The following is a 12,062-nucleotide window of genomic DNA, read 5'->3' as shown; positions in this document are numbered from 1 at the left end:
TCACTAGGACTTAATTAAAACAACCAAAATAAAATTAAGATATAATGATTAAAGCATTTTTTAATAGACTATTTGGGTCTACTAAAGCATCGATACGAAAAGAAGGAAAGGTAAAGTTCTTCAATACAAAAAAAGGATTTGGATTTATTGCCATAGACAATTCTGACGAAGAGGTTTTTGTACATACTACAAACGTAACTGGAAGATTGAGAGAGAATGACAAAGTTACATTTGAAGTAGAAGACGGAGAAAAAGGGCCTAGCGCTGTAAATGTAAAGCGAGTAAAAAAGTAATATTCGTTTTATAAGATCTGTATAATTAACTCCATAAGCACAATAGTGTTTATGGAGTTTTTTTTACGCTTTCGCGAAAGCGTACCTATACTTTTTAATAGTAAATAGATAAAGGTGGTCTACTTAATGTAAACCGCCTTTATCTAAGATATAGACATCTTTTATTCTTCTTCGCCAGTAAGAGAGTCTGCCATTGCCAGCTCTTCATTCTCACTATTGTCTACAGGCACAGAATCTTTTACTCTTGTAAACTCTTCCAGACGCTCTAGATCTCCTTCTTCACCAGAAAAGTATGGAAAGACATCTTCTATAGGCGACTCAGCAATGGCTGGTATGGTGTATTCACCCATAGTATCCTTCATAGTAGAAACAGTGTTGTCAAAAGCTTCTTTAACGTCATTTGCCTGTACGAGTAGGTATAGACTCGTTTTTCGTTTCTTACCGCTTTCTTCATCATAAGCTATGAGAGATACGCGTGATTTAAACCATCTGTCGGTATTTTCAAAAGGGTGAATCTCTGCATAGTTTGCCACCTTGATGTTTGTAATTTTAATTTCTTCACTATCTGGAAGGTAAGCTGCCATCTCTTGTGTGATTCTACTTTCGGCCTCTGTATATGAAATTGCATCTACTAGAAAAGGTGCTGTTTTTACCTTTTGAGTTCCAGATGCTTCATCTAGTTTTCTATATTTTACTTTACACTCGTACCACGTTGCGCTCATACTATTTTTGTTTTAAGGCTGCCAAAAATAGGGTATAGCAAAGTTGCAAAATATCATAAGATGCAATAGATATTCACAATTTGAAGATCAAAATTATACATTATTAAATACGAGTGCATTAAGGTGACTAACTTAGTAAACATTTTATGTAATTTGTTATGCAGATGCAATCTGTGTGTGGAATTAGGTTTTCAAAATATAACAACATTAGTAAATATCTTATATTAACGATTATGATTTTTATCCCATTTAGAAACATTAAATTATATATTGCTTTATTTACAACCTTACTATTCTTGAGTTGTGGTAGAAACAGTACAGATCAAAATGAGTTTAAAAACATAGATAACACCACTATATCTATTAGTTCTCAAGGTACTTTTTCTGTTGGGGGTAAAATAAAAACTAGTGACGGCGTGTTTGACCCTATAGCTCACGGAGCTTTTAACCCGACAGATCAGAATACGGATGGACAAACTTTGCACGGCGATCACGCTTCGGTATTGTACCAAATACCAACAAACGCTAGAAGCTTACCACTTATATTTTGGCACGGTTATGGGCAGTCAATGCGTACTTGGCAAACAACACCAGACGGAAGAGAGGGATTTCAAAGTATATTTTTAAGAAAAAGATTTCCAGTTTATTTAATAGACCAACCTAGACGCGGACTTGCGGGTCAAAGTCTAGAACCAAGAATACTACAAGCGCGAACGGAAGACCAACTGTGGTTTGGAATTTTTAGACTAGGAGAGGGATCTACCTTTTATCCAGATATTCAGTTTTCAAAAGATCCTGAGGCTTTAAATCAATTTTTTAGACAAATGACACCTGATACAGGACCCTTAAATATTGACATCAATGTTGACGCCGTATCTACATTATTTAATAAAATTGGCGATGGTATTCTAGTCACTCACTCTCATAGTGGCGGTCAAGGCTGGTTAACAGCTCTTAAAACTGATAATATAAAGGCAATTGTTGCTTATGAACCTGGAAGTAATTTTGTTTTTCCAGAAGATAATCTACCAGATGTAATTCCTTATGTAGGTGGTACATTAAAAGCTCGGGGTGTATCAAAAAGTGAATTTGAGAAACTCACTAGGATTCCCATTGTGATATATTATGGTGACTATATTCCTGAAGGGGCAGTAGAAAACCCAGGAAAAGAACAATGGAGAGCTGCACTTACAATGGCTCGAAGATGGACTAAATTTGTTAACGATAGAGGTGGTGATGTGACTTTAGTCGTGCTACCAGAACTTGGAATTAAAGGAAACACCCATTTTCCTATGTCTGACTTGAATAATCAAAAAGTCGCATCATTGATGTACGATTGGATTGATAAAAAAAACTTAAATTAATTTAAAAGAAGGAAAGATGAAAAAAATAGTATTGGTTTTAGCTCTTATAACATCATTAAGTACAATAGCTCAAGATGATCATTATAATATAGTCTCGTATACAGACGAAGGCACAAAAGCACCAAATACACATTACATAGGAGAGGCCTGGCTTAGTAGATTACTACAAGAAGATAATGAGTTGCCATATAATGTCGTAAAAGCAACTTTTAAAGCAAATTCAACACTAGACTGGCATAAGCATAGTACACCACAAGTGTTAATTGTAGTAGACGGCATAGGTTATTATCAAGAAAAAGGCAAGGCACCTTATAAAATGAAAAGTGGTGATATTATAAAGTGTGCAAAAGATACAGAACACTGGCACGCATCATCAAAAGAAAGTGATGTAACTTACTTAGCACTGTATAGTGGTCAAATACCAACAGAATGGACAGAAGTTGTCACTCAAGAATATTATGATAGCGTCGCTGTTAAACTAGGTAAGGAGTAATAGTGCTAACTATTTTATAGTTATTTGACATAATATTGAAAGACTCAGAAAAAATAGCAATCAAAAGAATGCTATAGCGTATGTGTGAATAGATTCACAAAGCCTTTTGCAGTTGATTAGTATACGGCGAACTATTTAATAAATGGCTTAGAAAACTTTTTATGTACAATTGTGCAGAATAAGCGAGTATTTGAAATTATAAAAAATGAATTTATTGATGCTATTAAGAGTTGATTTGCAATATGTAAAGAAACTGAGGTTATACATAGATTCTTTGCGCATTATATCTGTAACCTATATCAAATAGCGCTGAAAAGCCAATAATCACTATTTTTTAAATCGCAGTAAAATGTATTATAATTTATATTATGTCAAATAGAGTATTTGATAACATAATATATGTTTCAATACCTCCCTTATATATTCCTCATTAAAATAAAATCGCTCTAATTCTCATTAGAGCGATTCATTAAATTTTGAGTTAGTTCGTTACAGGTGCTGCTTCAATTTTCGCGAAAGCGTACCATACACTATAACCAACTTATTGTTTCTGTAAATCCGCAAGTTTTTTCTTTGCCGTAGGTACAAGTTCATTTGTAGGATCTTGTCTTATAAGCTTTGTATAGTTTGCAATTGCTTTATCGGTTTGTTTCATTTCTTCTTGCGCACTTGCAAGACTGTACAATGCACCCATAGACGCTGGATACATTTCGGCTACCAGTTCCAGAATAAACAACCCGCCTTCTTTATTACCGCCTGAAAATAGTCTGTAGCCAGCCGTACCAAATTCATCTTCAAAATTATAGTATTTATACTTTGGATCTTTTGCCACTTGCATACCTACAGATTTTACCTCTGCAAATTTACCTGCTGTAAATAGCTCCGTAAGATAATCCATTGGGTTTAAAATAGCTCCCTTCTCAGTATAATTGAGTGCTACGTCCAGTACTGGGTCTTGATTTGTAAAGTACTGCTCAGAAGTCATCGCTACAGCTAGATGTGGTATCGTCCAGTCTTTATTATCCCACTGAGATCTATCTTGCCACCAGGCAAATGAGAGATATGCGTTAAGGCCTGAGTTAGGTAAAGTAACGCGCCTTGTATCGCCATAAAAGTTTATATTTTCGGCTGTGGGCTCTCCTACTATAATTGCCTCTGTGTACTGTTCTATTTCATTTGTAAGGTTTTGACAAGCAGAAAAGGTGTTACGACCTATGATATAAAAGAATTTACCACGGCTATTTATCTTAGGTCTCGCCATAAGTCCTTTTATGAGGGGTTTGTTATTATAATTATTTCCGCCACCATTGAGGCGCACGTCATACACAAGCTTCTGTACATCTGTCGTATCTATAAACTCAAAAAGTCGTTTATAAAAATCTTGTAGGGTTTCTTCATCATCGTGAAAAACGGAGCTCTGACGCACATATAAAGTTTTTGTGCCTGGTATCATTTCAAAATAATACAGTTTATCATTAAGATGTTTTAAATAAAATGGAGTCGTGTCTTGCGCTCTCCCACTCTCCCACTGCTCACTAGGGATAGTAAACCCATAATCTCTTGATAGTCCATCAAGGGGTATTGTGTTAAGGGTGTGGGTAAACTGTTTTCCATCCTTTTCTAATGTAAGTGTAACTGCTGTACTATACGTAGGGATCACTCCTTGAGCGTGTAATACTGCTGGTACGGTGAGAAAGCGCATCCCGTAGGCTTTTAAATATGATTCATTTTCTACTGGCACAACAGCACGTACTTTTTCTATTGCCTGCAATACAGGTATAGTTCCTATTTTGAGAACTCTGGCACCTATAATCGCTGCATTTTCCTTAGTCGCTCCTTCTACAAATACACCATCTTCAAAATGGTATAGATTTACTGGTAGCACTCCCTGTGATGCAACAGTACTAAAAGGTACTTGCGTGTGACCGTACTTAAAGAGTGAAACCATACGACTTAACCCTACTTTTACCTCGTGATCTTGCATTGTAGGGATTTTGTCATAAAAAGCCGTAGCGGCTGCATCCCATTTTTCTGCAGTGATTTTTTTAAATAAGAAGGGATAGTCCTTATGTACTGTTTCTTTTAGATAAGTAAGGTCTTCTTGCCACTGTGCAGCAGTATGAGACTCTTGAGCAAAGGCACTAGAACTACATAGTAGTACTAAGAAAGCAAGGCTAAGTTGTTTAAAGATGGTCATTAGTTCGTTTTTTGATTTATATAAGAGACCACAAATAACACACAATGTTACATCACCGCCATATGATATGCCCTGAACAGTCACAATTCAATCCCGAACTGTAATTCATTACATATAAAATGATTCATAGGTATTTAAAGGACTTTTTTACGCTTTCGCGAAAGCGTAACCTTACTCATAACAAATACTCCACACAGTGCTAAAAGCTCGTTAAACCTTTATAAACTGGCGTTAAAGACCTAGCGATTGCCTCATACGAGCGTTAATTTTATGAAAAAAGAAACATTATGAGCACAAAGAACCTATCTAATCAAGAAGCATACGATAAACTGAAAGAACTAGCCGAAAGCATAGACTATGCAATGTTTGAGACTAATCTGGGCGCAAGATCTACACACGTGATCCCTATGAGTACAAAAAAGTGTGATCAAGAAGGAAGCCTCTGGTTTTTAAGTAATAAAGACAGTGATCACAATAGCTTTATCCATAAAGACAAAGACGTACAACTACTCTACTCAAAGCCTACAGCGATGGAGTATATGAGCATCTACGGTCAAGCTTTTATTTACAACGATCTGGAGACCATAAAAAAGCTGTACACAACCAGCGATGATGCCTGGTTTAACGGACCTATAGATCCTAATATTACAGCTATCAAGGTCGTACCGCAAGAAGCACATTACTGGGACACAAAAGATGGTATGATTACTACTTTATTTAAAATGGGACTGGGAGCCTTAACTGGCAACAAGCAAGATCTGGGAGAGTCTGGAGATTTAGATTTATAGAGCTACTACCCTAGTGAGATTTACAAAGCCGGCTGTTGCTGGCTTTTTTATGCGTTAAGGTCACACATTTTTAATATTCCTTTAAGGAAATAGCAACGGCTAGCTTATAAATACGGTGTACTTTTGCCAGATGCAAAAATCCCGTAGTTCGCAAATAGAATTTATCGCCCTTATGGCAGCACTTATGTCTGTCACGGCGCTCGCTATAGATGCATTGCTTCCTGCTCTTGATATCATAGGAGAAGCCATACAAACTAAGACACCGGCAGATAACCAACTGCTCATCACAATGATCTTTTTAGGGTTAGGTATTGGTCCGCTTATTTTTGGGCCACTGGCAGATGCTCGCGGGCGTAAATCTTCGGTTTACATAGGTTTTTTTATTTTTATAATAGCCTCATTTATATGTGTTTACACGCGTAGTTTTGAAGTGATGATTTTAGGGAGAATATTGCAAGGAGTTGGACTTTCTGCACCGCGTACTATTTGCGTTGCTATCATAAGAGACCTGTATGAGGGCGATTATATGGCACGTATAATGTCTTTTGTAACGGTAGTTTTTTTGCTCATACCCATCGTTGCTCCAGCAATGGGAAAAGTAGTTTTAGACACCTGGAACTGGCAAGGTATTTTTATAGTACAGGTTATCATAAGTGTGCTCGTTATGTTCTGGTTTTGGAAACGCCAGCACGAGACGCTCACTCCAGACAAGCGCATCCCTTACTCAGTAAAACGAATTTTAAGTGGCTTTTATGAAACCATAAAGTACAAGCGCACCATCGCATTTACTATTATACAGGGATTCATCGTTGGCTCTTTTCTAGTATACCTAAGTGCCAGCCAGCAGATTTTTGAAAATCAATATGGGCTCGAAGATGAGTTTCCATACATATTTGCAGGACTAGCAGCCTCTATAGGTGCTGCCATACTTCTTAATGCCACACTGGTAGTACGTCTAGGTATGGAAAAACTAGTTACCTATGCCCTTGCAGGCTTTTTTTGTGTGTCATTACTTTATGTGACACTCTTTTATGATGTACTTCACCCTTCTATTTATATACTTGTCGCTTTCTTTGCGCTACAGTTCTTTTGTATAGGTTTTATGTTTGGAAACTTACGTGCACTTGCAATGGAGCCAGTAGGTCATATTGCTGGTATAGGAGCGGCTATCACGGGGCTCATCTCCACACTTATGGCTGTACCTATAAGTACCTTTATAGGTCGCTTTGTAGAGAACACTACCCTACCGCTTTTTATAGGTTTTTCTAGTTGTGCAGCAATATCGTTAGGCATATTATTCTGGATAAAGAAAAAGGCCCCAAAGAAAATTTCCTTGAAGCCCTCATCATAATATGGATCTTTAGTTCGCTTTTGCGAAAGCGTATTTCTTACGACTCCTCTACGAGCATTACAGATTTTGCATTTACAAACTCTTTAAGTCCAAAACCTCCGTGCTCTCTACCATACCCAGAGTCTTTTACACCTCCAAAAGGCATCATAGGCTGGGCAAGTCCGTATGAGTTTACAAATACCATCCCGGTATCAAAGTGCTTTTGAGCAAGTTCTATAGCAGCTTTTTCATTTTTTGAGAAGATTCCTCCTCCTAGTCCAAAACGACTATCATTTGCAATGCGCATCGCGTCTTCATTATCTTTTGCTCGTATAAGTGATGCTACTGGGCCAAAAAGCTCATCATCATAAGCAGGTTGCCCTGGCTCTACATTACTTAATACGGTAGACGGGTAATAAAACCCAGTGTTATCTGGCACCTCTCCTCCTACTTCTATCACGGCACCTTTTTCTACACTTTCCTTTACTTGGTCTGCAAGTAAATCTCTTAAATCTTCACGTGCGATAGGACCCAGCTGTGTTTCTTCATTGTTAGGATCTCCCATTACGGCATCTTTCATACCCTGTACAAACCCTTCCTTAAAAGCATCATACACTTTATCTACTACCACAAAACGTTTGGCAGCGATACAGGTTTCTCCGTTATTAATGAGACGTCCTTGTACACAGGCCTCTACAGCCTTTTCAATATCTGCATCATCTAGCACTAGATATGCGTCATTACTACCTAGCTCAAGAACTGTTTTCTTGATGGCAGCACCAGCTTTTTCGGCTACTTTGCGTCCACCTGCAGAGCTTCCTGTAAATGTTACACCGCGTACCTTATCATTCTTAATCACATCATTAGACTGGCTGTGATCTATCACTAGTACTTTAAAAAGTCCTTCCGGCACTCCTGCTTTACGTAATACTTCTTCTACTAGCAATGCACTACCTGTCACATTTTGCGCGTGCTTTAAGAGCACTCCATTACCTGCCATTAAGTTTGCTATCACAACACGTAGCGGTTGGTATGTTGGAAAATTCCACGGTTGTATACTATATATTACACCTTCTGGTGAGTAGGTAATGATACCTTTACCTCCATTTGGTAACTCACGCTCTACTGGTTCTAATTCTTTTCCTGCATTTGCTGCGGTATACTCTGTAATGGCAATGCATAAATCTATTTCAGATCCTCCTTGCGTCACCACTTTCCCCATCTCGTCTGTCATTAATTGTACGAGTTGTTCTTTATGACTCTTAAGCTCCTTACCTATGTTTTTTATAATAGTGGCACGCTCGTCTAGTGACTTTTCTTTCCACTCTAGAAAAGCTTCGTGACAATTGTCTATTGCGTCATTTACTTCACTTTCTGTAAAGTATGTATAGGTTGCAATCTCTTTTTCGGTATGCGGATTAATGGTTCTAAAACCTCCTTTTATTTCTCTTTCCATAGTGTTTTGTTTGGTTTTTTTCTAAAATTACAAGGATTATGTGCTGAGCAAAGTGGCTTTAATAGTTTTTGTGAAGTGTATTGAGAGAAGTTTAACAATGGAGTTTTACGCTTTCGCGAAAGCAAAAAAAAAGAAGCCTCTCTATCATATTGATAAAAGGGCTTCTCTTATGATGTAAGTACATTTTAGGCTCGTGCCTAGTTTTCTTCTGTATCTAAAGTCACGTTGCCATCACCCTCTACGGCAAAAGTTTCCTTTGGGATAATGCGTCTAAAATTTGACGAACGACGATAGGGATCTTGAAAATCTGCGTGTTTTTTTGTGGTTGACTTATGCATAGCTTTTTTTTATTGTAAAGGTATTTTAAAATCTAAATGCTGTCTTTTTAAATAACAGATAATTAACAATTTACCTATTACTCAAACCTATTTTTATAAGAATATAAAATATTTCGAATATCATAATTCATCATAGATACATTTAGAATTATCAAAACGAATTAGGCTGTAAGTATCTGTATTTCATATAATAAAAAATAATTAATTCTTGTTATGCTTTCGCGAAAGCGTATATACACACCCTCTTAACACGATAACGTTTTCGGACTTTGGCACGCTACTTGTAATTAGTTAATCGTGAACATCAATCCACATTGATAAAAAACGAATATTATGAAACAGATAGCATTATTATTTATAGGTCTACTCACCTTTGCAGGAAGTACCTATGCAGCAGAAGAAGATACATCGATAAGACGAGGAACAGTTTACGACGGAAGCAAATACATCTTTGTAGAAAACGGGATAGAGTTTTCTGTCTTTCCAGATGGCGAATTTGATTTTTACATTCCAGAATATGTAGAGGGCGTAAGTCTATCTGTAAACGCTGGACCTGTAGGGATAAGTTTTAACACAGGTTTTGATTATGACCCTTACGTACAGTATGACGAGTATGGAGCTGTGATACAGATAGAAAATACACCACTATATTATGACAACTATGGTCGTATCTCACAAGCAGGTGATGTAAATATCTTTTACAGAAACAACAGAATCTCTCGTGTAGGTGGCTTACAGATATTCTATAATAACTTTGGCGCTTTTTCACACTACACAGGTTTTATAAATGTGTATAACAGAAACTATGTTTTTCACCCATATCACAACTATTACTATAGACCACTCTTTAATAGATGTCTAGTGTATACAACGCCTTACAGAAGATTTTATACTCCTATACGTTATAACTACGCGTTTCATAGAAACAACTATTACAGAGGTTATAATAATGGATATAGAAATGCTCGTAGAGACTTTAGACGTCCAGATAGAGGCCGTGTAGCACATAACAATGGTCGTCGTGATAATGTAGATCGTAACAACGCTCGCTTTACTCGTGCAAATACTGGTAGAGTAGCAAGTCGAGGAAACTCACAAAGAACTATAAGTCGTGCAAATCGTACTACTTCAAGAGGTAATACAGCTGCAAGAACTACAAATGCAAAAAGAAATACTGCAGTAGCTCGTGATGGCGCTCAACGTGGGAGACCTACTACAACAGCAAGAGGAAACTCAAGCAGAGGTACAAAGGCGATAACGTCAAGATCTGGTAACACAGCTCGCAAGGCTACTACTAGAACGACGAGACCAGCAACAAGACCTACTACTAGAACAGCGACAAAACGTTCTAGCAATAAGTCTGTAGCAAGTAACAGAACATCACGCCCACAGGCGAGAACAACGCAACGCTCTTCTCAAAAGAGAGCAACTACATCAAGAAGCAGAAGTGCTAGAAAAGCAATTTCGCAACGTAGTACACAGCGTAAAGCAACACCACAGCGCAGCACAAGAAGTACAAGCGCTAGATCTTCATCAAGTAAAAAATCAAGTAGAGCAACCACTACGAGATCAAGAAGAGGATAGGAGAAAATAACTTTGGTTGGTTAGTTTGGAAGACCCTAGTTGCTATATGCGCTAGGGTTTTCTTTTTGTTATATAGTGCCATATCTTTTAGACAATAAAGCAGACATTTTTAGTACCTTAGGATGCTTAATCCAAACATCCTAACCAATGAATAAACTATTTTATGTTGTTGCTTGTGTGCTACTCTTACAATCTTGTCAAGAGAAAGAAGTAAAAACTCCAGAAAAAATGACAGAAAGCCAACTTATAGCAAAGGCTACGGCCATCCATAAAAATGTAATGACGCTAGACACCCACTGTGATATAAACGTCAAGAACTTTACAGACTCTATAAATTATACACAAAAGCTTACCTCTCAAGTAAACTTACCAAAAATGCAAGAAGGCGGTCTAGATGTGCCTTGGTTTATCGTTTACACAGGTCAAGGTGAACTTAATGAAGAAGGATATAAAGCCGCCTATGAAAATGCTATGTCAAAATTTGACGCTATCCATAAACTTTGTGAAGAGATTGCTCCAGAGCAAATCCAGCTAGCCACAAGTGCAAAAGAAGCTAGAGAAATCTGGAAATCTGGTAAAAAAGTAGCAATGATAGGAATAGAGAACGGATATCCTGTAGGTACAGACATCACAAACGTTGAGAAGTTTTACGACCTTGGTGCGCGCTATATGTCTCTTGCTCATAATGGCCACAGCCAGCTAAGTGATAGTAATACCGGTGAGGCAGATGATGTATGGCTTCACAATGGTCTAAGTGATCTAGGTAAAGAGGTTATTGCAGAGATGAATCGCGTAGGTATGATGATAGATGTATCACACCCTAGTAAAGAAGCGATGCGACAAATGATAGAACTAAGTGAGACACCTATAATCGCTTCACACTCCTCTGCGAGAGCATTATGTAACCACAGCCGTAATCTTGATGATGAGCAACTACAGTGGATGGTAGAAAACGGTGGTGTTGTACAGACAGTGGCTTTTAAAAGCTACCTAAATACAGAGAAGCACGATGCCTATGAAGCCGAAGCACAGCAAATACTAAAAGAAATTGCAGACTCAATAGGTCTTAAATGGATGGAGCGCAAAGAGGTAATGGCTTTACCACAAGAGCAACGAGCAGATTATTATGAAAAGTATACAACCGTAATGCTCCCGGTACAAAAAAAGAAACTCGCACAGCGCACAGATCTCCCTCCTGCTGTAGATGTGACAGACTTTGTAGATCATATAGATTACCTAGTTGAGAAGATGGGAATAGATCACGTAGGCATCTCATCAGATTTTGATGGTGGTGGCGGTATAGAAGGATGGAGCGATGCTTCAGAAACGATGAATGTTACTATAGAACTTGTAAGGAGAGGGTATACAGAAGCACAAATAGAACAACTATGGAGTGGTAATTTACTACGCGTACTTGACGAGGTGCAAGCCTACGCCACAGAGATGAAATCTTAGTGAGCTGTAAATGATTAAAAAGAAAGAGCCCAAACAATCTCG

General features: G+C 37.7%; 11 protein-coding genes. 7 read left to right on the top strand and 4 right to left on the bottom strand.

Going from position 1 to position 12,062, the window contains the following annotated elements:
- Positions 1–44 precede the first annotated feature (44 nt).
- Positions 45–293 (top strand): cold-shock protein, encoded by a 249-nt coding sequence (locus ABVM49_RS12090; protein ID WP_021779133.1) that lies wholly within the window; start codon positions 45–47, stop codon positions 291–293.
- Between the two features lie 161 nt (positions 294–454).
- On the opposite strand, the gene ABVM49_RS12085 is transcribed toward ABVM49_RS12090, so the two are convergent.
- Positions 455–1,015: a DUF4494 domain-containing protein gene (locus tag ABVM49_RS12085; protein WP_405202146.1), complete on the bottom strand. Its 561-nt coding sequence runs from the start codon at positions 1,013–1,015 to the stop codon at positions 455–457.
- A gap of 296 nt (positions 1,016–1,311) precedes the next feature.
- Between ABVM49_RS12085 and ABVM49_RS12080 the strand changes: the two genes are divergently transcribed.
- Entirely contained in the window at positions 1,312–2,379 is a 1,068-nt protein-coding gene (locus ABVM49_RS12080; protein WP_405202145.1) for an alpha/beta hydrolase, read from the top strand.
- 16 nt (positions 2,380–2,395) lie between these two features.
- The gene (locus ABVM49_RS12075) at positions 2,396–2,872 is read left to right on the top strand and encodes a cupin domain-containing protein (protein ID WP_405202143.1); all 477 of its coding nucleotides are present in this window, start codon (positions 2,396–2,398) and stop codon (positions 2,870–2,872) included.
- A gap of 541 nt (positions 2,873–3,413) precedes the next feature.
- Here the strand turns inward: ABVM49_RS12075 and ABVM49_RS12070 are convergent.
- Positions 3,414–5,069: a tetratricopeptide repeat protein gene (locus ABVM49_RS12070; RefSeq protein WP_405202142.1), complete on the bottom strand. Its 1,656-nt coding sequence runs from the start codon at positions 5,067–5,069 to the stop codon at positions 3,414–3,416.
- Between the two features lie 287 nt (positions 5,070–5,356).
- Between ABVM49_RS12070 and ABVM49_RS12065 the strand changes: the two genes are divergently transcribed.
- Complete coding sequence (locus tag ABVM49_RS12065; RefSeq protein WP_405202140.1) at positions 5,357–5,857, top strand: pyridoxamine 5'-phosphate oxidase family protein; 501 nt, start codon at positions 5,357–5,359, stop codon at positions 5,855–5,857.
- Positions 5,858–5,972: 115 nt separating this feature from the next.
- On the top strand, positions 5,973–7,208 hold the full coding sequence (locus tag ABVM49_RS12060) for a multidrug effflux MFS transporter (protein WP_405202137.1): 1,236 nt from the start codon (positions 5,973–5,975) through the stop codon (positions 7,206–7,208).
- 37 nt (positions 7,209–7,245) lie between these two features.
- On the opposite strand, the gene ABVM49_RS12055 is transcribed toward ABVM49_RS12060, so the two are convergent.
- Entirely contained in the window at positions 7,246–8,643 is a 1,398-nt protein-coding gene (locus ABVM49_RS12055) for an NAD-dependent succinate-semialdehyde dehydrogenase (RefSeq protein ID WP_405202135.1), read from the bottom strand.
- A 197-nt stretch (positions 8,644–8,840) separates the two neighbouring features.
- The gene (locus tag ABVM49_RS12050; RefSeq protein ID WP_021779118.1) at positions 8,841–8,981 is read right to left on the bottom strand and encodes a hypothetical protein; all 141 of its coding nucleotides are present in this window, start codon (positions 8,979–8,981) and stop codon (positions 8,841–8,843) included.
- Between the two features lie 333 nt (positions 8,982–9,314).
- Here ABVM49_RS12050 and ABVM49_RS12045 point away from each other — a divergent pair, with 333 nt between their 5' ends.
- Positions 9,315–10,565: a hypothetical protein gene (locus ABVM49_RS12045; protein WP_405202134.1), complete on the top strand. Its 1,251-nt coding sequence runs from the start codon at positions 9,315–9,317 to the stop codon at positions 10,563–10,565.
- Positions 10,566–10,712: 147 nt separating this feature from the next.
- A complete protein-coding gene (locus tag ABVM49_RS12040; protein WP_405202133.1) occupies positions 10,713–12,020 on the top strand; it encodes a dipeptidase in 1,308 nt (435 codons plus the stop codon).
- Positions 12,021–12,062 lie beyond the last annotated feature (42 nt).

The organism is Dokdonia sp. LLG6352-1, assembly GCF_045055815.1.
Lineage (GTDB): Bacteria > Bacteroidota > Bacteroidia > Flavobacteriales > Flavobacteriaceae > Dokdonia > Dokdonia donghaensis.
The sequence above is the reverse complement of the archived record's forward strand: the minus strand, read 5'-3'. Positions and strand labels throughout refer to the sequence as shown.